Below are 21,608 nucleotides of genomic sequence, written 5' to 3'. Positions count from 1 at the left end.
TTTGACCCAGCTCGGTGAGGTAGGTACGCTCAGACCTTGTGCCTGGGGTGTGCCTGGGCTCGTGTGCGTGTCCTCAACCGCACGGCGAGTCCGTTACTGGCCACCGCGATCTGTGCTTCCACTGCTCCCGGGGAGTGGCCCGCAGTATCCGACACACCCGACCGCGTGGGTCGGTGGCGTTCCAGGTTAGTTTCACCGACGGCACACAGAAACCGGAGAAGTAGTGCCTACGATTCAGCAGCTGGTCCGGAAGGGCCGGCAGGACAAGGTCGAGAAGAACAAGACGCCCGCACTCGAGGGTTCGCCCCAGCGCCGCGGCGTCTGCACGCGTGTGTTCACGACCACCCCGAAGAAGCCGAACTCGGCGCTCCGGAAGGTCGCGCGTGTGCGTCTGACCTCCGGTATCGAGGTCACGGCCTACATCCCGGGTGAGGGACACAACCTGCAGGAGCACTCCATCGTGCTCGTGCGTGGTGGCCGTGTGAAGGACCTGCCGGGTGTTCGTTACAAGATCATCCGCGGCTCGCTCGACACCCAGGGTGTCAAGAACCGCAAGCAGGCCCGCAGCCGCTACGGCGCCAAGAAGGAGAAGTAAGAATGCCTCGTAAGGGCCCCGCCCCGAAGCGCCCGGTCATCATCGACCCGGTCTACAGCTCTCCTCTTGTCACCTCGCTGATCAACAAGATCCTCCTGGACGGCAAGCGTTCCACCGCCGAGCGGATCGTGTACGGCGCCATGGAGGGTCTTCGTGAGAAGACCGGCGCCGACCCGGTCATCACGCTGAAGCGCGCGCTGGAGAACGTCAAGCCCTCGCTCGAGGTCAAGTCCCGCCGTGTCGGTGGCGCCACCTACCAGGTGCCGATCGAGGTCAAGCCCGGTCGTGCCGCCACCCTCTCGCTGCGCTGGATCGTGGGTTACTCCCGCGCCCGTCGTGAGAAGACGATGACCGAGCGCCTCATGAACGAGCTGCTCGACGCCTCCAACGGTCTTGGCGCTGCCGTCAAGAAGCGCGAGGACACCCACAAGATGGCCGAGTCCAACAAGGCCTTCGCGCACTACCGCTGGTAGTCGCTCACCCCATCGAGACCGAGAGAAGATTGAGCCTTATGGCCACCACTTCGCTTGACCTGGCCAAGGTCCGCAACATTGGGATCATGGCCCACATCGACGCGGGCAAGACGACCACCACTGAGCGGATCCTCTTCTACACCGGCGTTTCGTACAAGATCGGTGAAGTCCACGACGGCGCTGCCACGATGGACTGGATGGAGCAGGAGCAGGAGCGCGGCATCACGATCACGTCGGCCGCGACGACCTGCCACTGGCCGCTCAACGATGTTGACCACACCATCAACATCATCGACACCCCGGGTCACGTCGACTTCACCGTCGAGGTGGAGCGTTCGCTCCGCGTCCTCGACGGCGCCGTCACCGTGTTCGACGGTGTGGCGGGCGTCGAGCCGCAGTCCGAGACCGTGTGGCGTCAGGCGGACCGCTACGGCGTTCCGCGTATCTGCTTCGTCAACAAGCTCGACCGCACCGGTGCCGACTTCCTGCGCTGCGTCAACATGATCGTGGACCGCCTCGGCGCCACCCCGATCGTGATGCAGCTGCCGATCGGTGCCGAGGCCGACTTCACGGGCGTCGTCGACCTCGTGTCGATGAAGGCCTTCGTGTACCCGGAAGAGGCCGCCAAGGGCGAGATGTACAACATCGTCGACATCCCGGAGAACCTCCAGGAAGCGGCCGACGAGTGGCGCGGCAAGCTCCTTGAGGCCGTCGCCGAGAACGACGACGCCATGATGGAGCTGTACCTGGAGGGCACCGAGCCCACCCAGGAGCAGCTGCACGAGGCGATCCGTCGCATCACCCTGGCCTCCAAGGGCGGCGCCGACTCCGTCACCGTCACCCCGGTGTTCTGTGGCACCGCGTTCAAGAACAAGGGCGTCCAGCCCCTGCTCGACGCGGTCGTGCGCTACCTGCCCTCCCCCCTGGACGTCGAGGCCATCGAGGGCCACGACCCCAAGGACCCCGAGAGCGTCATCAAGCGCAAGCCCTCGGACGACGAGCCGCTGTCGGCTCTGGCGTTCAAGATCGCGAGCGACCCGCACCTCGGCAAGCTCACCTTCGTCCGGATCTACTCCGGTCGCCTGGACGCCGGCACCGCGGTGCTGAACTCCGTCAAGGGCAAGAAGGAGCGCATCGGCAAGATCTACCGCATGCACGCGAACAAGCGTGAGGAGATCGACTCGGTGGGCGCCGGCGACATCATCGCCGTCATGGGCCTGAAGCAGACCACCACCGGTGAGACGCTGTGCGACGACAAGAACCCGGTCATCCTGGAGTCCATGGACTTCCCGGCGCCGGTCATCCAGGTCGCCATCGAGCCCAAGTCCAAGGGTGACCAGGAGAAGCTGGGTGTCGCCATCCAGCGCCTCTCCGAGGAGGACCCGTCCTTCCAGGTGCACTCCGACGAGGAGACCGGCCAGACCATCATCGGTGGTATGGGCGAGCTTCACCTCGAGGTGCTCGTCGACCGCATGAAGCGCGAGTTCCGCGTCGAGGCGAACGTCGGCAAGCCGCAGGTCGCGTACCGCGAGACGATCCGCAAGGCCGTCGAGCGCATCGACTACACGCACAAGAAGCAGACTGGTGGTACCGGCCAGTTCGCGAAGGTGCAGATCGCCATCGAGCCCATCGAGGGTGGCGACGCGTCCTACGAGTTCGTCAACAAGGTCACCGGTGGCCGCATCCCCCGGGAGTACATCCCCTCGGTGGACGCGGGTGCGCAGGAAGCCATGCAGTTCGGCATCCTGGCCGGCTACGAGATGGTGGGCGTCCGCGTCACCCTTCTCGACGGTGGCTACCACGAGGTCGACTCCTCGGAGCTCGCCTTCAAGATCGCCGGTTCGCAGGCGTTCAAGGAGGGTGCCCGCAAGGCGTCCCCCGTGCTCCTGGAGCCGATGATGGCCGTCGAGGTCACCACGCCCGAGGACTACATGGGCGATGTCATCGGCGACCTCAACTCCCGCCGTGGCCAGATCCAGGCCATGGAGGAGCGCAGCGGCGCTCGCGTCGTGAAGGGCCTCGTGCCCCTCTCGGAGATGTTCGGCTACGTCGGAGACCTCCGCAGCAAGACCTCGGGTCGCGCAAGCTACTCGATGCAGTTCGACTCCTACGCCGAGGTTCCGCGGAACGTCGCCGAGGAGATCATCGCGAAGGCCAAGGGCGAGTAACTCTCCCGAGCTCACGCTTTAGGCTTGTCACCGGAGCCCCGTGGGGCATTCGTCGCAGAGCGGAAGCTTTGCGGAGAATGCCCCCGGGCCCCGGCATCCCAGCAAAGATCACCCTGGCGCCGATGAAGCAAGGCGTACAGAACCACTCCACAGGAGGACCCAGTGGCGAAGGCGAAGTTCGAGCGGACTAAGCCGCACGTCAACATCGGCACCATCGGTCACATCGACCACGGTAAGACGACCCTCACGGCCGCCATTACCAAGGTGCTGCACGACGCGTACCCGGACCTGAACGAGGCCTCGGCCTTCGACCAGATCGACAAGGCTCCCGAGGAGCGCCAGCGCGGTATCACCATCTCGATCGCGCACGTCGAGTACCAGACGGAGTCGCGTCACTACGCGCACGTCGACTGCCCGGGTCACGCGGACTACATCAAGAACATGATCACCGGTGCCGCGCAGATGGACGGCGCCATCCTCGTGGTCGCCGCCACCGACGGCCCGATGCCGCAGACCAAGGAGCACGTGCTCCTGGCCCGCCAGGTCGGCGTTCCGTACATCGTCGTCGCCCTGAACAAGGCCGACATGGTGGACGACGAGGAGATCCTGGAGCTCGTCGAGCTCGAGGTCCGCGAGCTGCTCTCCGAGTACGAGTTCCCGGGCGACGACCTGCCGGTCGTCAAGGTCTCGGCGCTCAAGGCCCTTGAGGGCGACAAGGAGTGGGGCAACACCGTCCTCGAGCTGATGAAGGCCGTGGACGAGTCCATCCCGCAGCCCGAGCGCGACGTCGACAAGCCGTTCCTGATGCCGATCGAGGACGTCTTCACGATCACCGGTCGTGGCACCGTCGTCACCGGTCGTATCGAGCGTGGTGTCCTCAAGGTCAACGAGACCGTCGACATCGTCGGTATCAAGAACGAGAAGACCACCACCACGGTCACCGGCATCGAGATGTTCCGCAAGCTGCTCGACGAGGGCCAGGCCGGTGAGAACGTCGGTCTGCTCCTCCGTGGCATCAAGCGCGAGGACGTCGAGCGCGGCCAGGTCATCATCAAGCCCGGTTCGGTCACGCCGCACACCGAGTTCGAGGCCCAGGCCTACATCCTGTCGAAGGACGAGGGTGGCCGTCACACCCCGTTCTTCAACAACTACCGCCCGCAGTTCTACTTCCGTACCACGGACGTGACCGGCGTCGTGACCCTCCCCGAGGGCACCGAGATGGTCATGCCGGGCGACAACACCGTCATGTCGGTCGCGCTGATCCAGCCGGTCGCCATGGAGGAGGGCCTGAAGTTCGCCATCCGTGAGGGTGGCCGGACCGTGGGCGCCGGCCAGGTCACCAAGATCAACAAGTAATCACTTGTTCGTCTGACCTGGTTGCTCCGCACAGAGCACCGAGAAGGGCCCCGTCCCACCGTTCACGCGGTGGGGCGGGGCCCTTCGCCTTTCGCTCAGACCGCCGTCGGCCGCGGGTGGCGGACCATGAACACGTCCACCGGGTCCTCCCGCTCGGTCAGGAAGCCGTGCCGTTCGTACAGCCGCCGGGCCGCGCTGCCCCGGAGGACGTTGAGCCGGACGGTCAGCCCGTCCGCGTCGGTACGGGCCAGCAGGGTGTCCAGCACGCCCGAGCCGATGCCCCGCCCGTGCAGGCCCGCGTCGAGGAAGAAGCTCTCCAGACACCGGCCGTCCCCGTCCGGCCGCAGCGTCACACAGCCTGCGAAGCGCCCGTCGACGACGATCACCGAGGTGTGCTCGGGGACGTACGAGTCGCGCATCCTCCGGCGCACCCGGTCCTCGTCGAAACGGCCGAGGCGGACGAGATCGGGCCGCATCACGACGGCCCGCAGCTCGACTATGGCGTCCAGGTCGTCCGGGGTGGCCGGGCGCAGCGCCCAGTCCTGAGTGGTACGTACACGCATGGGCGGGAGTCTGTCACTCCCACCCGGCCCCGGGCGACGCGGCCGGGGCCTCGGCCGGTGCCAGCGACGCGTCCCGGATCCCGCGCAGCACCTGGGCCCCGATCTCCGCCAGCCGTACGGCGTCCGGCGGGGTCGCGCCCAGCCCGATCGCGTACCCCGTGCGGCCGCCGGCCCGGACCGGGCGCGGCCAGACGCGGACGTCGGGCGCACCCGCCTCGCCGAGCGCGGCGGTCAGCGCCAGCAGCCGGCCCCGCAGCCGGCCCTCGTCCGGACCGCCGGAGGGTACGGAGGCGAGGGCCCAGGACGGATGCGCGGCGGCGAGGTGCGGGGGCGCGCACAGGGCCGTACGGGGACCGGCGCCCTCCTCGGCGGCCTCCAGGAGCTCCCAGGCGCGGAACAGCTCCGCCGTGAGCAGGTCCCGCCCGGCCGGGGAGACCTGGGTGGTGCAGGAGCGGACGGGGTGGGTCGGGGTGTACACCGTGACGGGGTCGCCGGTCGCCGGGCCCTCGCCCACCGGGTCGCGCCAGTCCCAGGCGGCCCAGGTCGCGAAGAAGTCGCGCAGGCCGCCCCCCTCGTGCGCGGTGCGGGCGGCCAGGACCGTCCAGGCGAGGCCCGGCAGACCGCCGCAGGGTGCGGCGTCGAGCCCCCGCGCGGCCGCCCAGGCCTTGACGTCCCGGGCGAGCCCGGCGAACGCGGCCCGGTGCGGGTCCGCCGCCGCGAGGACCGCCTCGGCGTCGCTCACCGCGCTCAGCGCCACGGCCGCCGCCCCGCCCAGAGCGGCGCGGCGGTCCACCGCGTCGGCCGGGCCGAGGGAACCGGTCGCCACGGTGACGAGATCGATCCGGAGCCCGTCCACCGACCAGCGCAGACCGGGGACGCGGGCGCCCGTCACCTCGGCCAGGTCCCGCGCCTCCGGGAAGGCCGCCGCCAGCCGGGCGCGCACCCCCGCCGGATCGGGGGCGCCGGGCAGCGCGGCCACCAGGTCCAGATCGGCGCCGGGCGCGGCGCAGGCCATGCGGCGGGAGCCGACGACGTGGACGCGGGCCCCGGGGAGCGCGGCGGTCACGCGGGCGGTCGCCTCCTCGGCCGCGCGGTCCGTCTCCGTGCGCTCCCCGGCCCCGGGGAGCACCGCCGCGACCCCGTCCGCGATCTCGTCGGCCCGCGCGGAGGGCGGGGCCAGCCCGACCCGTACTCCGTAGTGGTCGGAGACGTACAGCCCGCCGGGGCCGGGGGTGTCGCCGGTGAGCGTGGCGGACCGGGGGCGCAGCCGGCGGGTGCGGAGCAGAACGCGGTCCAGCCGGGACACGCGCCCGGAGAGGGAGGAGACCGCCGCCAGGGGGTTCACGGACGGGTCGAAGGTGGGGGTGGTGTCGGCGGGGCCGCGCACCTCGCTCCACGCGTCCGTCATCGCCAGCCGGGTCTGCGGATGGTCGCCGCCGTCGTTGAAGTCGCCCACCAGCACCAGTTCGCCCTCCACCCCGCTCAGGCCCGACGCCAGATCGGCGAGTTCGCCGTCGCGGCGGGCGGCGCCGTCGGGGGAGTGGTCGCTGCTGAGGTGGGTGACGGCCACGGTGACGGGGCCGTCCGCCGTCTCGACGACGGCGGCGCTCACGGCCTTGTGCGGACCGAGCGCGTGCAGTCCCGCCTCGCGCACGGGGAGCCGGCTGAGCAGCAGCAGCCCGTGGTCGGCCACGTCACGACGAGACGGTTCCGTCGCGACGCTGTAGTTCTTTCGCACCCAGTCGCAGGCCAGGACAAGCGAAAGCAGCGCAGGCTCCGTCTCCTGGAGAGCGATCACGTCCGCGTCCGCCGCGCGCAGGGCGTCCAGCAGCAGCGGGCGGCGCCGGGCCGTGTCGATGCGGTCGGCGTCGTAGCGGTCCCACAGGGTGTTCCAGGTCAGGACCGTCAGCCCGGGGGCGGAGGGAGCGGGAGCGGCGGAGGGGGCCGGGGCGCCCGGCCGCACCGGCTCCCAGGTGCCCGAGGCCGGGGAGAAGGAGTGCGGCGTACGGGAGACGAAGTACGGGGCGGGGAGCGCGCGCGGGGTGCGGATGCGGCCGGCGTCGGTCGTGTCGATCCGGTCGGTGCCCGTGGCCCGGTCCCAGACCAGTTCGCCGTCCGCCTCGACGAACAGCACCCGGTGCCACGGGATGTCGCCGCCCGGGGTGAAGTGGTCGAGCCGGACCCGTTTCGGCTCCCGGCCGCGCTGCGCCACCCCCAGCACGAAGCGCGCCGGATCGAAGCGGGCGTCCCAGCGGACCTGGTGGTAGAGCTGCTCACTTGTACGCATCAGGCCCGGTCCTCCACGGTTCCGCTGCTGCCGATGTACCAGGTGCGGTGCGCCTGGCCGGGGTACGGGGGGACGAAGCGGTGCAGCTGGGAGGCGAGGACCTCCGGGGGCACCGGATGCGCGCGCCGGCGGTTGCGCGCGGTCAGCTCCTCCTCGCCGATCCACGCCACCGCGTGGGTGAGCAGCGCGTCCCTGCGGTGGGCGACGCCGTGGACCAGGGAGCGCTGGTGCGCGTTGAGCGAGGTGGCGTCCCAGACCACGGTGGCGCCCGGCACCAGCGCGTCGTCGAGCCGGCGCAGCCCCTCGCGCAGCACCTCCCCGTTGGCCCCCTGATCGGCGCGCGAGCCCCGGGCCTCACGCAGATCGTCCAGCGAGACGTACGTCGCGACCCCCGGCAGCCCCCGCCCGAACGTGCTCTTGCCGCTGCCCGAGGGACCGGCCAGCTGGACCAGGCGCGGGAAGTCCCCGGACCGCCACCGCCAGGTCGCGGCGACCGCCTCCTCGGCGGTGGCAATGCGTCCGGCCGCGTACGCCTCCCGGGCCTGCGCCAGGCAGCGCGCGGCGGCCTCCGCGTCCAGCCCGGCGAACGCCCCGGCCAGCCCGTCCGGCTCCCGCACCTCCTCCGTGTGCAGGGCCGACCACTCGACCTGCTCCCGCGCCTCGGGGGAGTCCGCCAGCGCCCCGGCCACCGCGTGCAGCACGGGCAGGTCGGCGGCGAGCGCCATCCGGGCGAGCCCGGCGCGCCGCTCCTCGTCCGGGTGGGGGCGGTGCAGTGCGGGGGCCAGCCCGACGAGGTCGGCGACGCGACGGGCCTGCGGCATGCCGAGGGCGGGGGCCAGCAGCGGGGCGAGGGCGGAGCGGCGGGTGCCGTGGTGGAGGGCGGCGAGGACGCCGGTGAGCCGGTCGTCGCCCGTCCGGCCCAGCGCGTCGAGCGCGTCGGCGGCGGCCAGGGCGGCCCGGCCGTCGCCCTGCCCGGGACCGGTGGCGGCCGCCAGCGCCGCGGGGTCGACGGGGGCACCGGAGCGGACGGCCCAGAGCGCGGCGGACGGGCCGAGTCCGTTCTCCACGACCTCGGCGTGCATCCAGTGGGTGCCCGTCGTCACGTGGTCCGGCCGCACCCACTTGCCGACGACCCGCCCGAACAGGGCCGCCGGGAACGCCGCCGCAGGCCGCACGACGTACCCCTCCTGACGCCCGGTGTCCGGTCGCAGCGCGCGCAGCGCCTTTGCGTCGAACACGCCGCGCCACAGCACCGGCGGCACCGGGACGCCGAGCCCGCGCAGGAAGTCCGCGGTCCGGTCCCATCCCAGGCACCGGTCGCCGTCCCAGACGGAGAAGCCGTAGAAGTGGGCCGCCAGGTCCTCGTACGCGATCGAGTGGCGGGCGAACACGTTCTCGCCGCAGATCCGCCACCCCTCGGGGATACGGGGGCCGATGCCGCTCTGGAGCGCCTTGACCCGGGCCCGGGAGGGATGGTGCGCGGAGTCGAGGGAACGGGCGTGCAGCCCGTCCGCGTACAGCGTGGTGTTCTCGCCGTCCATCTTCTCGGTCACGACGACCTCGGTACCGGCGAGCAGCGCCAGGTCCGTCATGCGCACGTCGTCCGAGGTGGCCCCGGGCGACCAGGGCAGATGGGGTGTCCGCGGATAGTGCGTACGCATGATTCGTGCCCCCGTGAGTCGCCGTTCCGGCGGGTCACTGTAGGGGCGTTCGTACGTCCCGTTCGACCGGTTTTCCCAGGTGCGGTGGGGGCGGGAAGCGCCGTGGGGGCGTGGCCGCGTTTGACGCGGCGGGCGGCCGGGGTAAGATCCTCGGCCCGATTGGCCAGGCTCAGTGCCCGTATGGCACACTAGCCAGGTTGCTCGGTTGAGTGTCAATGCTGCGCGCCTCCCGCCGGGAGGACCGGAAGCGAGTCCCACAGTACTCGTCGGCCCCTGGGGCCGGACGTACGGGAATCTTTCGGGAAGCGTATGTGTGGCACCGGCCAGGCGCCCGGTGGGTTTCACCCCCGGCACCGCGGACCTGGGCCCGCACCCCCTTGGTTGGGAAATCCTTCGGGAGTTCTTCGTAGAGGGGATGCGACACGCCCGACCGCGTGGGTCGGAGGCGGAGTTGTCAGAACACCGGGTCCCAGAGCGTTAAACGAGAGACAGGACTACTAGTAGCCATGGCGGGACAGAAGATCCGCATCCGGCTCAAGGCCTACGACCACGAGGTCATCGACTCCTCGGCGAAGAAGATCGTCGAGACGGTGACCCGCACTGGTGCGTCGGTCGCGGGCCCGGTGCCGCTGCCCACTGAGAAGAACGTGTACTGCGTCATCAAGTCGCCGCACAAGTACAAGGACTCGCGCGAGCACTTCGAGATGCGCACGCACAAGCGCCTCATCGACATCCTCGACCCCACGCCGAAGACGGTTGACTCGCTGATGCGTCTCGACCTGCCGGCGGGCGTCGACATCGAGATCAAGCTCTGAGGTGACGCGCGAGATGGCTAAGAACATTAAGGGCGTCCTGGGCGAGAAGCTCGGCATGACCCAGGTCTGGGACGAGAACAACCGGGTCGTCCCGGTGACCGTCGTCAAGGCCGGGCCCTGCGTCGTCACCCAGGTCCGCACCAACGACAGCGACGGCTACGAGTCGGTCCAGATCGCCTTCGGCGAGATCGACCCGCGCAAGGTGAACAAGCCCCTCAAGGGCCACTTCGCCAAGGCCGACGTCACCCCGCGCCGCCACCTGGTGGAGATCCGCACCCCGGACGCGTCCGAGTACACGCTCGGCCAGGAGATCACCGCCCAGGTGTTCGAGTCCGGTGTGAAGGTCGACGTCACCGGCAAGAGCAAGGGCAAGGGCTTCGCCGGTGTCATGAAGCGTCACAACTTCAGGGGCCTCGGCGCCGGCCACGGCGTCCAGCGCAAGCACCGTTCCCCCGGTTCGATCGGTGGCTGCGCCACCCCTGGGCGTGTCTTCAAGGGCATGCGCATGGCCGGTCGGATGGGTAACGAGCGCGTCACCACCCAGAACCTGACCATCCACGCGGTTGACGCGGAGAAGGGTCTGCTGCTCATCAAGGGCGCGGTCCCCGGTCCGAACGGCGGCCTCGTCCTGGTCCGTACCGCGGCCAAGGGGGCTTGAGGTAATGAGCACCATTGACATCCTTTCGCCGGCAGGCGACAAGGCCGGTACCGTCGAGCTCCCCGCGGAGATCTTCGACGCGAAGACCAGCGTTCCGCTGATCCACCAGGTCGTCGTCGCCCAGCTGGCAGCTGCCCGTCAGGGCACGCACAAGACCAAGACCCGCGGCGAGGTCCGTGGTGGTGGGCGCAAGCCGTACCGCCAGAAGGGCACCGGCCGCGCGCGTCAGGGCTCGACCCGCGCTCCGCAGTTCGTCGGCGGTGGCGTCGTCCACGGCCCGCAGCCGCGTGACTACTCGCAGCGCACCCCGAAGAAGATGAAGGCCGCCGCCCTGCGCGGTGCCCTCTCCGACCGGGCGCGTCACTCCCGCATCCACGTCGTCACCGGCGTGGTCGAGGGTGGGATCTCCACGAAGGCCGCCAAGACGCTGCTCGGCAAGATCTCGGAGCGCAAGAACCTGCTCCTGGTCGTCGACCGCGCCGACGAGGCCGCGTGGCTCTCCGCACGCAACCTGCCCCAGGTGCACATCCTGGAGCCGGGCCAGCTGAACACGTACGACGTGATCGTCTCTGACGACGTGGTCTTCACCCAGGCCGCCTTCGAGTCCTTCGTGTCTGGCCCCCAGACCGCTGAGACCGAAGGGAGCGACGCCTGATGAGCGAGGCGACCGTTACCAGCAAGACCTACTCCGACCCGCGCGACGTTCTCGTCAAGCCGGTTGTCTCGGAGAAGAGCTACGCGCTGCTCGACGAGAACAAGTACACGTTCATCGTCGCGCCCGGCTCCAACAAGACCCAGATCAAGCAGGCCGTGGAAGCGGTCTTCTCGGTCAAGGTCACCGGGGTCAACACGATCAACCGTCAGGGCAAGCGCAAGCGCACCCGGACCGGTTTCGGCAAGCGCGCTGACACCAAGCGCGCCATCGTGACCCTCGCTGAGGGCGACCGTATCGACATCTTCGGCGGCCCGACCTCCTAGTGAGGCCGAGTCGTCCGGAATCGGACGAGGACTGAGAAATGGGTATCCGCAAGTACAAGCCGACGACCCCGGGCCGTCGTGGCTCCAGCGTCGCCGACTTTGTCGAGATCACGCGGTCCACGCCGGAGAAGTCGCTGGTCCGCCCCCTGCACAGCAAGGGCGGCCGTAACAACACCGGTCGTGTGACCGTTCGCCACCAGGGTGGTGGCCACAAGCGCGCCTACCGCGTGATCGACTTCCGTCGTCACGACAAGGACGGCGTGCCGGCCAAGGTCGCGCACATCGAGTACGACCCCAACCGCACCGCGCGCATCGCGCTCCTGCACTACGCGGACGGCGAGAAGCGCTACATCATCGCCCCGCGTGGTCTGGTGCAGGGCGACCGTGTCGAGAACGGCCCGGCCGCCGACATCAAGCCCGGCAACAACCTGGCTCTGCGCAACATCCCGGTCGGTACGACCATCCACGCCATCGAGCTGCGGCCCGGCGGCGGCGCGAAGTTCGCCCGCTCCGCGGGTGCCTCCGTGCAGCTGCTGGCGAAGGAGGGCACCATGGCCCACCTTCGTATGCCGTCGGGTGAGATCCGCCTGGTCGACGCCCGCTGCCGCGCCACCATCGGCGAGGTCGGCAACGCCGAGCAGTCGAACATCAACTGGGGCAAGGCCGGCCGCATGCGCTGGAAGGGCGTCCGCCCGACCGTCCGTGGTGTCGTCATGAACCCGGTCGACCACCCGCACGGTGGTGGTGAGGGCAAGACCTCCGGTGGCCGTCACCCGGTTTCGCCGTGGGGTAAGAAGGAAGGTCGTACTCGTTCGCCCAAGAAGGCGTCGAACAAGTACATCGTCCGCCGCCGCAAGACGAACAAGAAGCGCTAGGAGCGGGTTTAGATGCCGCGCAGTCTCAAGAAGGGGCCCTTCGTCGACGGCCACCTCATCAAGAAGGTGGAAGTTCAGAACGAGGCAGGCACCAAGAACGTCATCAAGACCTGGTCCCGTCGCTCGATGATCGTCCCGGCCATGCTGGGTCACACCATCGCGGTGCACAACGGCAAGATCCACGTCCCGGTGTTCGTCACCGAGTCGATGGTCGGCCACAAGCTCGGCGAGTTCTCGCCGACTCGCACCTTCCGCGGCCACGTCAAGGACGACCGGAAGTCGAAGCGCCGCTAACCGCGGAGTGGAACGACTATGACTTACACCGAAGGGACAACCATGGAAGCCAGGGCCCAGGCGCGGTACATCCGCGTCACGCCCATGAAGGCCCGCCGCGTGGTGGACCTCATCCGTGGCATGGATGCCACGGAGGCTCAGGCGGTCCTGCGTTTCGCCCCGCAGGCCGCGAGCGTGCCGGTTGGCAAGGTGCTGGACAGCGCCATCGCCAACGCTGCACACAACTACGACCACACCGACGCCTCTTCGCTGGTCATCAGCGAGGCGTACGTGGACGAGGGCCCGACCCTGAAGCGGTTCCGTCCGCGTGCCCAGGGCCGTGCCTACCGGATCCGTAAGCGGACCAGCCACATCACCGTGGTCGTCAGCAGCAAGGAAGGAACCCGGTAATGGGCCAGAAGGTAAACCCGCACGGGTTCCGACTCGGCATTACCACGGACTTCAAGTCCCGTTGGTACGCCGACAAGCTGTACAAGGACTACGTCAAGGAAGACGTCGCCATTCGTCGCATGATGACGAAGGGCATGGAGCGGGCCGGCATCTCCAAGGTGGAGATCGAGCGCACCCGCGACCGCGTCCGCGTTGACATCCACACCGCGCGTCCGGGCATCGTCATCGGCCGCCGCGGCGCCGAGGCCGACCGCATCCGCGGCGAGCTGGAGAAGCTGACCGGCAAGCAGGTCCAGCTGAACATCCTCGAGGTCAAGAACCCCGAGGTGGACGCTCAGCTGGTGGCCCAGGCCGTCGCCGAGCAGCTCTCCTCCCGCGTCTCCTTCCGTCGGGCCATGCGCAAGAGCATGCAGAGCTCGATGAAGGCCGGCGCCAAGGGCATCAAGATCCAGTGCGGTGGCCGCCTCGGCGGCGCCGAGATGTCCCGCTCGGAGTTCTACCGCGAGGGCCGTGTGCCCCTGCACACCCTCCGCGCGAACGTGGACTACGGCTTCTTCGAGGCCAAGACGACCTTCGGCCGCATCGGTGTGAAGGTCTGGATCTACAAGGGCGACGTCAAGAACATCGCCGAGGTCCGCGCCGAGAACGCTGCTGCCCGCGCGGGCAACCGCCCGGCCCGTGGCGGCGCTGACCGTCCGGCCGGCCGCGGTGGCCGCGGTGGCGAGCGTGGCGGTCGCGGCCGCAAGCCGCAGCAGTCGGCTCCGGCCGCCGAGGCCCCCAAGGCCGAGGCGTCCGCCGCTGCTCCGGCTGCTGAGAGCACCGGAACGGAGGCCTGACCGAAATGCTGATCCCCCGTAGGGTCAAGCACCGCAAGCAGCACCACCCGAAGCGCAGCGGTATGTCCAAGGGTGGCACGCAGGTTGCGTTCGGCGAGTACGGCATCCAGGCGCTGACCCCGGCGTACGTGACGAACCGTCAGATCGAGTCCGCTCGTATCGCGATGACCCGTCACATCAAGCGTGGCGGCAAGGTCTGGATCAACATCTACCCGGACCGTCCCCTCACCAAGAAGCCCGCCGAGACCCGCATGGGTTCCGGTAAGGGTTCCCCGGAGTGGTGGATCGCCAACGTCAAGCCCGGACGCGTCATGTTCGAGCTGTCGTACCCCAACGAGAAGATCGCCCGTGAGGCGCTGACCCGTGCGGCCCACAAGCTGCCGATGAAGTGCCGGATCGTCAAGCGCGAGGCAGGTGAAGCGTGATGTCGGCCGGTACCAAGGCGTCCGAGCTGCGCGAGCTGGGCAACGAGGAGCTCCTCAACAAGCTCCGCGAGGCCAAGGAAGAGCTGTTCAACCTCCGCTTCCAGGCGGCGACCGGGCAGCTCGAGAACCACGGTCGGCTCAAGTCCGTCCGTAAGGACATCGCCCGGATCTACACCCTGATGCGCGAGCGCGAGCTCGGCATCGAGACGGTGGAGAGCGTCTGATGAGCGAGAACACTGTGACTGAGACCAAGACCGAGCGCGGCTTCCGCAAGACCCGCGAGGGCCTCGTCGTCAGCGACAAGATGGACAAGACCGTCGTCGTCGCCGTCGAGGACCGCGTCAAGCACGCGCTGTACGGCAAGGTCATCCGCCGTACGAACAAGCTCAAGGCCCACGACGAGCAGAACGCCGCCGGCGTCGGCGACCGCGTCCTCCTGATGGAGACCCGGCCGCTGTCCGCCACGAAGCGGTGGCGCATCGTCGAGATCCTCGAGAAGGCCAAGTAATTTCCTGAGGGGTTTCCCTCAGGTCAGTTCCGCCAGGCTCGGCGCGGGAGCCTCGTAACACGCTTACGGGGCTCCCCGCCGGGAACCGGCAGACGATCAGGAGATAGACGTGATCCAGCAGGAGTCGCGACTGCGCGTCGCCGACAACACGGGTGCGAAGGAAATTCTCACCATCCGTGTTCTCGGTGGCTCGGGTCGCCGCTACGCGGGCATCGGTGACGTCATCGTCGCCACCGTCAAGGACGCGATCCCCGGTGGCAACGTGAAGAAGGGTGACGTCGTCAAGGCCGTCATCGTTCGCACCGTCAAGGAGCGTCGTCGTCAGGATGGCTCGTACATCCGCTTCGACGAGAACGCCGCCGTCATTCTGAAGAACGACGGCGACCCCCGCGGCACCCGTATCTTCGGCCCGGTCGGCCGTGAGCTGCGCGAGAAGAAGTTCATGAAGATCATCTCGCTCGCGCCGGAGGTGCTGTAAGCATGAAGATCAAGAAGGGCGACCTGGTTCAGGTCATCACCGGCAAGGACAAGGGCAAGCAGGGCAAGGTCATCGTGGCCTACCCCGCTCAGGACCGCGTCCTCGTCGAGGGTGTCAACCGGGTCAAGAAGCACACCAAGGCCGGTCAGACCGCTCGCGGTTCGCAGACCGGTGGCATTGTGACGACCGAGGCGCCCGTCCACGTCAGCAACGTGCAGCTGGTTGTCGAGAAGGACGGCAAGAAGGTCGTCACTCGCGTCGGCTACCGCTTTGACGACGAGGGCAACAAGATCCGCGTTGCCAAGCGCACCGGTGAGGACATCTGATGACTACCACCACTGCGCCGCGTCTCAAGACGCGCTACCGCGAGGAAATCGCCGGCAAGCTGCGTGAGGAGTTCTCCTACGAGAACGTCATGCAGATCCCCGGTCTGGTCAAGATCGTGGTCAACATGGGTGTGGGCGACGCCGCCCGCGACTCCAAGCTGATCGACGGCGCCGTGCGCGACCTCACCACGATCACCGGTCAGAAGCCGGCCGTCACCAAGGCCCGCAAGTCGATCGCGCAGTTCAAGCTGCGCGAGGGGCAGCCGATCGGCTGCCACGTCACCCTCCGCGGTGACCGCATGTGGGAGTTCCTGGACCGTACGCTGTCGCTCGCGCTTCCGCGTATCCGTGACTTCCGCGGCCTGTCGCCGAAGCAGTTCGACGGCCGTGGCAACTACACCTTCGGTCTCACGGAGCAGGTCATGTTCCACGAGATCGACCAGGACAAGATCGACCGGGTCCGGGGCATGGACATCACCGTGGTCACCACGGCGACCAACGACGACGAGGGTCGTGCCCTTCTTCGTCACCTCGGCTTCCCGTTCAAGGAGAACTGACCGTGGCGAAGAAGGCTCTGATCGCTAAGGCCGCCCGCAAGCCGAAGTTCGGCGTCCGCGGGTACACCCGCTGCCAGCGCTGCGGCCGGCCCCACTCCGTCTACCGCAAGTTCGGCCTGTGCCGTGTGTGCCTTCGTGAGATGGCTCACCGCGGCGAGCTGCCGGGCGTGACCAAGAGCTCCTGGTAATTCTCCTTCGCCCTTTGGGCGTTGGGAATCACCGGAGACTCTCGGTAAGCATCTGGTCGGCAGGAGCCCGGCCCCGCATGCCGTAGGCTTGCAGGGTTGGGCGCCTGCCGCCCAAGACCGACTTACTACGCCGTAGGTCCCCGCGCCGCACCCGTCCCGCCTCTGAGTGGGGAGAGGGATGGCGCATACAGGAAACCCCGGCGAGAGAGGCCGAAGGCCAATTCATGACCATGACTGATCCGATCGCAGACATGCTCACGCGTCTGCGTAACGCGAACTCGGCGTACCACGACTCCGTCGTGATGCCGCACAGCAAGATCAAGTCGCACATCGCGGAGATCCTCCAGCAGGAGGGCTTCATCACCGGCTGGAAGGTCGAGGACGCCGAGGTCGGCAAGAACCTCGTCCTGGAGCTGAAGTTCGGCCCGAACCGCGAGCGCTCGATCGCCGGCATCAAGCGCATCTCGAAGCCGGGTCTGCGTGTGTACGCAAAGTCCACCAACCTGCCGAAGGTCCTCGGCGGCCTGGGCGTGGCGATCATCTCCACGTCCCACGGTCTCCTGACCGGCCAGCAGGCTCAGAAGAAGGGCGTAGGTGGGGAAGTCCTCGCCTACGTCTGGTAGTCGGGAACGGAGGAATAGCTCATGTCGCGTATCGGCAAGCTCCCCATCCAGGTTCCCGCCGGTGTGGACGTCACCATCGAGGGCCGCACGGTCGCGGTGAAGGGTCCCAAGGGCACCCTCACGCACACCGTGGCCGCGCCCATCGAGGTCACCAAGGGTGAGGACGGCGTCCTGAACGTCGTCCGCCCGAACGACGAGCGTCAGAACAAGGCCCTTCACGGCCTGTCCCGCACGCTGGTGGCGAACATGATCACCGGTGTGACCCAGGGATACATCAAGGCGCTCGAGATCAGCGGTGTCGGTTACCGCGTCCAGGCGAAGGGCTCCAACCTGGAGTTCGCCCTGGGCTACAGCCACCCGATCCTGATCGAGGCCCCGGAGGGCATCACCTTCAAGGTGGAGTCCCCCACGAAGTTCACCGTCGAGGGCATCGACAAGCAGAAGGTCGGCGAGACCGCGGCCAAGATCCGCAAGCTGCGGAAGCCTGACCCGTACAAGGCCAAGGGCGTCAAGTACGCCGGCGAGGTCATCCGCCGCAAGGTCGGAAAGGCTGGTAAGTAGCCATGGCATACGGCGTGAAGATCGCCAAGGGCGACGCCTACAAGCGTGCCGCCCGCAAGCGTCGCCACATCCGTGTCCGCAAGCACATCTCCGGTTCGCCGGAGCGTCCGCGCTTGGTCGTGACGCGGTCCAACCGCCACATGGTGGCTCAGGTCATCGACGACATCGCGGGCCACACGCTCGCGTCGGCGTCGACCCTGGACGTCTCCATCCGTGGTGGCGAGGGCGACAAGAGCAGCCAGGCCAAGCAGGTCGGCGCCCTGGTCGCCGAGCGTGCCAAGGCCGCAGGCGTCGAGGCCGTCGTGTTTGACCGCGGTGGTAACCAGTACGCCGGGCGGATTGCCGCTCTGGCTGACGCCGCCCGTGAAGCCGGGCTGAAGTTCTAGCCCCGGTTCCTACGCACAGCGGACGTAACAGAGAGAGGTAAATCCAATGGCTGGACCCCAGCGCCGCGGAAGCGGTGCCGGTGGCGGCGAGCGGCGGGACCGGAAGGGCCGTGACGGCGGCGCTGCTGCCGCCGAGAAGACCGCGTACGTCGAGCGCGTCGTCGCGATCAACCGTGTCGCCAAGGTTGTGAAGGGTGGTCGTCGCTTCAGCTTCACCGCGCTGGTCGTGGTGGGCGATGGTGACGGCACCGTCGGTGTCGGTTACGGCAAGGCCAAGGAAGTTCCCGCGGCCATCGCCAAGGGCGTGGAAGAGGCCAAGAAGAACTTCTTCAAGGTCCCGCGCATCCAGGGCACCATCCCTCACCCGATCCAGGGTGAGAAGGCCGCGGGCGTCGTCCTGCTCAAGCCGGCTTCCCCCGGTACCGGTGTGATCGCCGGTGGCCCGGTGCGCGCCGTCCTGGAGTGCGCCGGCGTCCACGACATCCTGTCGAAGTCGCTCGGGTCCTCGAACCCGATCAACATCGTGCACGCGACCGTGGCGGCCCTCCAGGGCCTGCAGCGTCCCGAGGAGATCGCGGCCCGCCGCGGTCTGCCCCTCGAGGACGTCGCCCCCGCGGCCCTGCTTCGTGCGCGTGCGGGAGCGGGTGCGTAATGGCTCGCCTCAAGATCACGCAGACGAAGTCGTACATCGGCAGCAAGCAGAACCACCGCGACACCCTGCGTTCGCTCGGGCTCAAGCGCCTGAACGACTCGGTTGTCAAGGAGGACCGCCCCGAGTTCCGCGGCATGGTGCACACCGTCCGCCACCTCGTGACGGTTGAGGAGGTCGACTGACATGGCGGAGAACAAGCCGCTGAAGGCCCATGACCTCCGGCCTGCCCCGGGTGCCAAGACCGCCAAGACCCGTGTGGGCCGTGGTGAGGCGTCCAAGGGTAAGACCGCTGGTCGTGGTACCAAGGGCACCAAGGCCCGTTACCAGGTTCCGGAGCGCTTCGAGGGTGGCCAGATGCCCCTCCACATGCGTCTCCCGAAGCTCAAGGGCTTCAAGAACCCGTTCCGCACCGAGTACCAGGTCGTGAACCTGGACAAGCTCGCGACGCTCTACCCCGAGGGTGGAGAGGTCACGGTGGCCGACCTGGTCGCCAAGGGCGCGGTGCGCAACAACCACCTCGTCAAGGTCCTCGGACAGGGCGAGATCTCCGTGGCGCTGACGGTGACGGTCGATGCCGTCTCCGGCTCCGCCAAGGAGAAGATTGCCGCCGCCGGCGGCACCGTCACCGAGCTCGTCTGAGACAACTCGGACCATTCGGTGGCCTGAACATCCGACCGGGGATGCCCTCTCATATGGGGCATCCCCGGTTGGTCGTTCCTAGGGGGGCATGTACGCCGGTAAGGTGGCGTCCGTTGCTGTGGTAACCCCTGGGCGCGTGCGTTCAGGGGCCTTTGGCTGTCACTTATTCGTCGATCCTCAAGACCGTCACCTCTACGCATTGCGCGGGGGTCGCAGGAGGCACCGTGCTCACCGCGTTCGCCCGGGCGTTCAAGACGCCCGACCTGCGCAAGAAGCTGCTCTTCACGCTCGGCATCATCGTGCTCTACCGGCTCGGGGCGCACATCCCCGTACCGGGCGTGAGCTACGAAAACGTTCAGACCTGTGTTGACCAGGCAAGCAAGGGCAACAACAGCCTGTTCGGCCTGGTGAACATGTTCAGCGGTGGTGCACTGCTGCAGATCACGATCTTCGCGCTCGGCATCATGCCGTACATCACCGCCAGCATCATCCTTCAGCTGCTCACCGTGGTCATTCCGCGACTTGAGGCGCTCAAGAAGGAGGGCCAGTCCGGCCAGGCCAAGATCACGCAGTACACGCGTTATCTGACGGTCGCGCTCGCCATCCTCCAGGGCACCGGCCTGGTGGCCACCGCCCGCAGCGGTGCGCTCTTCAGCGGCTGCCCGGTCGCCGACCAGATCGTTCCGAACCAGTCGCTGTTCACGACCATCGTGATGGTCGTCACGATGACCGCCGGCACCGCCGCCGTCATGTGGCTCGGTGAGCTCATCACCGACCGCGGCATCGGCAACGGCATGTCGATCCTGATGTTCATCTCGATCGCCGCCAGCTTCCCCGGCGCCCTGTGGGCCATCAAGACGAGCGGCAAGCTCGCGGACGGCTGGATCGAGTTCGGCACGGTCATCCTCATCGGATTCGTGATGGTGGGCCTCGTCGTCTTCGTCGAGCAGGCCCAGCGCCGCATCCCGGTGCAGTACGCGAAGCGCATGATCGGCCGCAGGTCGTACGGTGGCACGTCCACCTACATCCCGCTGAAGGTGAACCAGGCGGGTGTGATCCCCGTCATCTTCGCTTCTTCGCTGCTCTACATCCCGGCCCTGATCGTTCAGTTCTCCAACTCCAACGCGGGCTGGGCGACCTGGATCAAGGACAACTTCGTCAAGGGCGACCACCCCTACTACATCGCCACGTACTTCCTGTTGATCGTGTTCTTCGCCTTCTTCTATGTGGCGATCTCGTTCAACCCCGAGGAAGTCGCCGACAACATGAAGAAGTATGGTGGGTTCATCCCGGGTATCCGGGCAGGTCGACCTACTGCCGAGTACCTGAGCTACGTGCTCAACAGGATCACTTGGCCGGGCTCGCTGTATCTGGGTCTGATCGCTCTTGTGCCGACGATGGCGTTGGCAGGCTTCGGTGGAGCCAACCAGAACTTCCCGTTCGGCGGGACGAGCATCCTCATCATCGTGGGTGTGGGTCTGGAAACCGTGAAGCAGATCGAGAGTCAGCTCCAGCAGCGCAATTACGAAGGGTTCCTCCGCTGATGCGAATCGTCCTCGTCGGCCCGCCGGGTGCCGGCAAGGGAACGCAGGCCGCGTACCTTGCCAAGAACCTGTCGATTCCGCACATCTCCACGGGCGACCTCTTCCGCGCCAACATCAGCCAGGGCACTGACCTTGGCAAGCAGGCCCGCGCCTACATGGACGCGGGACAGCTGGTGCCGGACGAGGTCACGATCGGGATGGCCAAGGACCGCATGTCCCAGCCGGACGCGGTCAACGGCTTCCTGCTCGACGGCTTCCCGCGCAACGTGGGCCAGGCCGAAGCCCTTGATGTGATGCTCAAGGACGAGGGCGTCAAGCTGGACGCGGTCCTCGACCTCGAAGTTCCCGAGGACGAGGTCGTGAAGCGGATCGCGGGCCGCCGCATCTGCCGCAACGAGAGCGCGCACGTGTTCCACGTGACGTACAACCCGCCGAAGACCGAGGGCGTCTGCGACGTCTGCGGCGGCGAGCTGTACCAGCGCGACGACGACAGCGAAGAGACGGTCCGCACCCGGCTGGAGGTCTACCACACGCAGACCGAGCCGATCATCGACTACTACCGGTCCCAGGACCTGGTGGTCACCATCTCCGCGCTCGGCAAGGTCACCGATGTGACCGAGCGGGCCATGGAGGCGCTCAAGGCCGACCAGGGCTGAGCGCACCCGTAGAACCGTGCAGTGCAGTCGGCCGCGGGGGGGGCCGGCCCCCCGCCCCCCGGCGGGGGGCCGCCTGGTTGTAAAGGCCCCCCCCCCCCCCCCCTGACCAAAAGAGC

Annotated in this window: 30 protein-coding genes; 27 read left to right on the top strand and 3 right to left on the bottom strand. The window is 68.1% G+C overall.

The features are described 5' to 3' along the window. The first annotated feature begins 223 nt into the window (after positions 1 to 223). From rpsL to tuf, 4 genes are all read left to right on the top strand, one after another. Positions 224 to 595 (top strand): 30S ribosomal protein S12, encoded by a 372-nt coding sequence (rpsL, locus tag ACFVDM_RS17770; RefSeq protein WP_003948652.1) that lies wholly within the window; start codon positions 224 to 226, stop codon positions 593 to 595. 2 nt (positions 596 to 597) lie between these two features. Continuing rightward, on the top strand, positions 598 to 1,068 hold the full coding sequence (gene rpsG / locus ACFVDM_RS17765) for a 30S ribosomal protein S7 (RefSeq protein ID WP_014154599.1): 471 nt from the start codon (positions 598 to 600) through the stop codon (positions 1,066 to 1,068). Positions 1,069 to 1,106: 38 nt separating this feature from the next. Then, positions 1,107 to 3,236 (top strand): elongation factor G, encoded by a 2,130-nt coding sequence (gene fusA, locus ACFVDM_RS17760; protein WP_383640024.1) that lies wholly within the window; start codon positions 1,107 to 1,109, stop codon positions 3,234 to 3,236. 162 nt (positions 3,237 to 3,398) lie between these two features. Next, entirely contained in the window at positions 3,399 to 4,592 is a 1,194-nt protein-coding gene (tuf, locus tag ACFVDM_RS17755) for an elongation factor Tu (protein ID WP_383640021.1), read from the top strand. A gap of 95 nt (positions 4,593 to 4,687) precedes the next feature. Here tuf and ACFVDM_RS17750 read toward each other — a convergent pair whose 3' ends face one another. From ACFVDM_RS17750 to ACFVDM_RS17740, 3 genes are read right to left on the bottom strand one after another with little or no spacing between them, the layout of a single operon-like run. Beyond that, positions 4,688 to 5,155 (bottom strand): GNAT family N-acetyltransferase, encoded by a 468-nt coding sequence (locus ACFVDM_RS17750; protein ID WP_383640018.1) that lies wholly within the window; start codon positions 5,153 to 5,155, stop codon positions 4,688 to 4,690. A gap of 13 nt (positions 5,156 to 5,168) precedes the next feature. Next, the gene (locus ACFVDM_RS17745; protein ID WP_383640015.1) at positions 5,169 to 7,442 is read right to left on the bottom strand and encodes an RNA repair domain-containing protein; all 2,274 of its coding nucleotides are present in this window, start codon (positions 7,440 to 7,442) and stop codon (positions 5,169 to 5,171) included. Further along, positions 7,442 to 9,103, bottom strand: a complete 1,662-nt coding sequence (locus ACFVDM_RS17740; RefSeq protein ID WP_383640012.1) for an RNA ligase family protein — start codon at positions 9,101 to 9,103, stop codon at positions 7,442 to 7,444. The genes ACFVDM_RS17745 and ACFVDM_RS17740 overlap by 1 nt, the downstream gene beginning before the upstream one ends. A gap of 506 nt (positions 9,104 to 9,609) precedes the next feature. Here ACFVDM_RS17740 and rpsJ point away from each other — a divergent pair. The 23 genes from rpsJ (at position 9,610) to ACFVDM_RS17625 (ending at position 21,492) form a co-directional block, all read left to right on the top strand. After that, complete coding sequence (rpsJ, locus tag ACFVDM_RS17735) at positions 9,610 to 9,918, top strand: 30S ribosomal protein S10 (RefSeq protein ID WP_003948644.1); 309 nt, start codon at positions 9,610 to 9,612, stop codon at positions 9,916 to 9,918. Positions 9,919 to 9,931: 13 nt separating this feature from the next. Then, a complete protein-coding gene (gene rplC / locus ACFVDM_RS17730) occupies positions 9,932 to 10,576 on the top strand; it encodes a 50S ribosomal protein L3 (protein ID WP_383640009.1) in 645 nt (214 codons plus the stop codon). Positions 10,577 to 10,580: 4 nt separating this feature from the next. Further along, positions 10,581 to 11,231 carry a 50S ribosomal protein L4 gene (rplD, locus tag ACFVDM_RS17725; protein WP_383640005.1) on the top strand — a complete coding sequence of 217 codons (651 nt, stop codon included), beginning with the start codon at positions 10,581 to 10,583 and terminating at the stop codon, positions 11,229 to 11,231. Next, on the top strand, positions 11,231 to 11,554 hold the full coding sequence (gene rplW / locus ACFVDM_RS17720; protein WP_003966958.1) for a 50S ribosomal protein L23: 324 nt from the start codon (positions 11,231 to 11,233) through the stop codon (positions 11,552 to 11,554). The genes rplD and rplW overlap by 1 nt, the downstream gene beginning before the upstream one ends. A 38-nt stretch (positions 11,555 to 11,592) precedes the next feature. Continuing rightward, entirely contained in the window at positions 11,593 to 12,429 is an 837-nt protein-coding gene (gene rplB, locus ACFVDM_RS17715) for a 50S ribosomal protein L2 (RefSeq protein ID WP_383640002.1), read from the top strand. A gap of 12 nt (positions 12,430 to 12,441) precedes the next feature. Continuing rightward, the gene (gene rpsS, locus ACFVDM_RS17710) at positions 12,442 to 12,723 is read left to right on the top strand and encodes a 30S ribosomal protein S19 (protein WP_093540761.1); all 282 of its coding nucleotides are present in this window, start codon (positions 12,442 to 12,444) and stop codon (positions 12,721 to 12,723) included. A 42-nt stretch (positions 12,724 to 12,765) separates the two neighbouring features. Continuing rightward, positions 12,766 to 13,113, top strand: a complete 348-nt coding sequence (rplV, locus tag ACFVDM_RS17705; protein WP_004571827.1) for a 50S ribosomal protein L22 — start codon at positions 12,766 to 12,768, stop codon at positions 13,111 to 13,113. Next, positions 13,113 to 13,949 carry a 30S ribosomal protein S3 gene (gene rpsC / locus ACFVDM_RS17700; protein ID WP_148020233.1) on the top strand — a complete coding sequence of 279 codons (837 nt, stop codon included), beginning with the start codon at positions 13,113 to 13,115 and terminating at the stop codon, positions 13,947 to 13,949. Before rplV ends, rpsC begins: the two co-directional genes overlap by 1 nt. 5 nt (positions 13,950 to 13,954) lie before the next feature. Then, positions 13,955 to 14,374: a 50S ribosomal protein L16 gene (gene rplP / locus ACFVDM_RS17695; protein WP_018101222.1), complete on the top strand. Its 420-nt coding sequence runs from the start codon at positions 13,955 to 13,957 to the stop codon at positions 14,372 to 14,374. Then, positions 14,374 to 14,598, top strand: a complete 225-nt coding sequence (gene rpmC / locus ACFVDM_RS17690; RefSeq protein WP_014047786.1) for a 50S ribosomal protein L29 — start codon at positions 14,374 to 14,376, stop codon at positions 14,596 to 14,598. Before rplP ends, rpmC begins: the two co-directional genes overlap by 1 nt. Continuing rightward, on the top strand, positions 14,598 to 14,882 hold the full coding sequence (gene rpsQ, locus ACFVDM_RS17685; RefSeq protein WP_383639998.1) for a 30S ribosomal protein S17: 285 nt from the start codon (positions 14,598 to 14,600) through the stop codon (positions 14,880 to 14,882). The genes rpmC and rpsQ overlap by 1 nt, the downstream gene beginning before the upstream one ends. Before the next feature lie 109 nt (positions 14,883 to 14,991). Further along, positions 14,992 to 15,360, top strand: coding sequence for a 50S ribosomal protein L14 (gene rplN / locus ACFVDM_RS17680; protein ID WP_003966950.1), 369 nt, complete (start codon positions 14,992 to 14,994; stop codon positions 15,358 to 15,360). Positions 15,361 to 15,362: 2 nt separating this feature from the next. Then, entirely contained in the window at positions 15,363 to 15,686 is a 324-nt protein-coding gene (gene rplX, locus ACFVDM_RS17675; protein WP_111337423.1) for a 50S ribosomal protein L24, read from the top strand. Beyond that, on the top strand, positions 15,686 to 16,243 hold the full coding sequence (gene rplE, locus ACFVDM_RS17670) for a 50S ribosomal protein L5 (RefSeq protein WP_018550615.1): 558 nt from the start codon (positions 15,686 to 15,688) through the stop codon (positions 16,241 to 16,243). Before rplX ends, rplE begins: the two co-directional genes overlap by 1 nt. 2 nt (positions 16,244 to 16,245) lie before the next feature. After that, the gene (locus tag ACFVDM_RS17665; protein ID WP_003948630.1) at positions 16,246 to 16,431 is read left to right on the top strand and encodes a type Z 30S ribosomal protein S14; all 186 of its coding nucleotides are present in this window, start codon (positions 16,246 to 16,248) and stop codon (positions 16,429 to 16,431) included. A 224-nt stretch (positions 16,432 to 16,655) separates the two neighbouring features. Then, positions 16,656 to 17,054 carry a 30S ribosomal protein S8 gene (gene rpsH, locus ACFVDM_RS17660; RefSeq protein WP_005313538.1) on the top strand — a complete coding sequence of 133 codons (399 nt, stop codon included), beginning with the start codon at positions 16,656 to 16,658 and terminating at the stop codon, positions 17,052 to 17,054. Between the two features lie 21 nt (positions 17,055 to 17,075). Then, the gene (gene rplF / locus ACFVDM_RS17655; protein ID WP_383639993.1) at positions 17,076 to 17,615 is read left to right on the top strand and encodes a 50S ribosomal protein L6; all 540 of its coding nucleotides are present in this window, start codon (positions 17,076 to 17,078) and stop codon (positions 17,613 to 17,615) included. 2 nt (positions 17,616 to 17,617) lie between these two features. Beyond that, positions 17,618 to 18,001, top strand: a complete 384-nt coding sequence (gene rplR / locus ACFVDM_RS17650; protein WP_111337428.1) for a 50S ribosomal protein L18 — start codon at positions 17,618 to 17,620, stop codon at positions 17,999 to 18,001. 46 nt (positions 18,002 to 18,047) lie between these two features. After that, complete coding sequence (rpsE, locus tag ACFVDM_RS17645) at positions 18,048 to 18,653, top strand: 30S ribosomal protein S5 (RefSeq protein ID WP_018101216.1); 606 nt, start codon at positions 18,048 to 18,050, stop codon at positions 18,651 to 18,653. Beyond that, positions 18,653 to 18,835, top strand: a complete 183-nt coding sequence (rpmD, locus tag ACFVDM_RS17640; protein WP_003966943.1) for a 50S ribosomal protein L30 — start codon at positions 18,653 to 18,655, stop codon at positions 18,833 to 18,835. Before rpsE ends, rpmD begins: the two co-directional genes overlap by 1 nt. Position 18,836: 1 nt before the next feature. Continuing rightward, positions 18,837 to 19,292, top strand: a complete 456-nt coding sequence (gene rplO / locus ACFVDM_RS17635; RefSeq protein ID WP_383639990.1) for a 50S ribosomal protein L15 — start codon at positions 18,837 to 18,839, stop codon at positions 19,290 to 19,292. A gap of 224 nt (positions 19,293 to 19,516) precedes the next feature. Next, positions 19,517 to 20,836 (top strand): preprotein translocase subunit SecY, encoded by a 1,320-nt coding sequence (gene secY, locus ACFVDM_RS17630; protein WP_383639987.1) that lies wholly within the window; start codon positions 19,517 to 19,519, stop codon positions 20,834 to 20,836. Further along, positions 20,836 to 21,492 carry an adenylate kinase gene (locus ACFVDM_RS17625; RefSeq protein ID WP_383639984.1) on the top strand — a complete coding sequence of 219 codons (657 nt, stop codon included), beginning with the start codon at positions 20,836 to 20,838 and terminating at the stop codon, positions 21,490 to 21,492. Before secY ends, ACFVDM_RS17625 begins: the two co-directional genes overlap by 1 nt. The last annotated feature ends 116 nt before the right edge of the window (positions 21,493 to 21,608 follow it).

This window comes from Streptomyces sp. NPDC057682 (assembly GCF_042799575.1).
Classification (GTDB): domain Bacteria; phylum Actinomycetota; class Actinomycetes; order Streptomycetales; family Streptomycetaceae; genus Streptomyces.
Note: the sequence above shows the minus strand (reverse complement) of the source record. Positions and strands in the feature narration are given on the sequence as shown.

Coding starts and splice junctions, on each gene's coding strand:
- rplC (WP_383640009.1), top strand. CDS start 9,932: ATGGCTAAGAACATTAAGGGCGTCCTGGGCGAGAAGCTCGGCATGACC.
- rplE (WP_018550615.1), top strand. CDS start 15,686: ATGACTACCACCACTGCGCCGCGTCTCAAGACGCGCTACCGCGAGGAA.
- rpmD (WP_003966943.1), top strand. CDS start 18,653: ATGGCTCGCCTCAAGATCACGCAGACGAAGTCGTACATCGGCAGCAAG.
- rpsE (WP_018101216.1), top strand. CDS start 18,048: ATGGCTGGACCCCAGCGCCGCGGAAGCGGTGCCGGTGGCGGCGAGCGG.
- ACFVDM_RS17740 (WP_383640012.1), bottom strand. CDS start 9,103: ATGCGTACGCACTATCCGCGGACACCCCATCTGCCCTGGTCGCCCGGG.
- rplR (WP_111337428.1), top strand. CDS start 17,618: ATGGCATACGGCGTGAAGATCGCCAAGGGCGACGCCTACAAGCGTGCC.
- rplB (WP_383640002.1), top strand. CDS start 11,593: ATGGGTATCCGCAAGTACAAGCCGACGACCCCGGGCCGTCGTGGCTCC.
- rpsG (WP_014154599.1), top strand. CDS start 598: ATGCCTCGTAAGGGCCCCGCCCCGAAGCGCCCGGTCATCATCGACCCG.
- rpsQ (WP_383639998.1), top strand. CDS start 14,598: ATGAGCGAGAACACTGTGACTGAGACCAAGACCGAGCGCGGCTTCCGC.
- rplO (WP_383639990.1), top strand. CDS start 18,837: ATGGCGGAGAACAAGCCGCTGAAGGCCCATGACCTCCGGCCTGCCCCG.
- fusA (WP_383640024.1), top strand. CDS start 1,107: ATGGCCACCACTTCGCTTGACCTGGCCAAGGTCCGCAACATTGGGATC.
- ACFVDM_RS17750 (WP_383640018.1), bottom strand. CDS start 5,155: ATGCGTGTACGTACCACTCAGGACTGGGCGCTGCGCCCGGCCACCCCG.
- rplX (WP_111337423.1), top strand. CDS start 15,363: ATGAAGATCAAGAAGGGCGACCTGGTTCAGGTCATCACCGGCAAGGAC.
- rplD (WP_383640005.1), top strand. CDS start 10,581: ATGAGCACCATTGACATCCTTTCGCCGGCAGGCGACAAGGCCGGTACC.
- rplF (WP_383639993.1), top strand. CDS start 17,076: ATGTCGCGTATCGGCAAGCTCCCCATCCAGGTTCCCGCCGGTGTGGAC.
- rpmC (WP_014047786.1), top strand. CDS start 14,374: ATGTCGGCCGGTACCAAGGCGTCCGAGCTGCGCGAGCTGGGCAACGAG.
- rpsJ (WP_003948644.1), top strand. CDS start 9,610: ATGGCGGGACAGAAGATCCGCATCCGGCTCAAGGCCTACGACCACGAG.
- rpsC (WP_148020233.1), top strand. CDS start 13,113: ATGGGCCAGAAGGTAAACCCGCACGGGTTCCGACTCGGCATTACCACG.
- ACFVDM_RS17745 (WP_383640015.1), bottom strand. CDS start 7,442: ATGCGTACAAGTGAGCAGCTCTACCACCAGGTCCGCTGGGACGCCCGC.
- rpsH (WP_005313538.1), top strand. CDS start 16,656: ATGACCATGACTGATCCGATCGCAGACATGCTCACGCGTCTGCGTAAC.
- rplP (WP_018101222.1), top strand. CDS start 13,955: ATGCTGATCCCCCGTAGGGTCAAGCACCGCAAGCAGCACCACCCGAAG.
- rplW (WP_003966958.1), top strand. CDS start 11,231: ATGAGCGAGGCGACCGTTACCAGCAAGACCTACTCCGACCCGCGCGAC.
- ACFVDM_RS17625 (WP_383639984.1), top strand. CDS start 20,836: ATGCGAATCGTCCTCGTCGGCCCGCCGGGTGCCGGCAAGGGAACGCAG.
- rplV (WP_004571827.1), top strand. CDS start 12,766: ATGGAAGCCAGGGCCCAGGCGCGGTACATCCGCGTCACGCCCATGAAG.
- rpsS (WP_093540761.1), top strand. CDS start 12,442: ATGCCGCGCAGTCTCAAGAAGGGGCCCTTCGTCGACGGCCACCTCATC.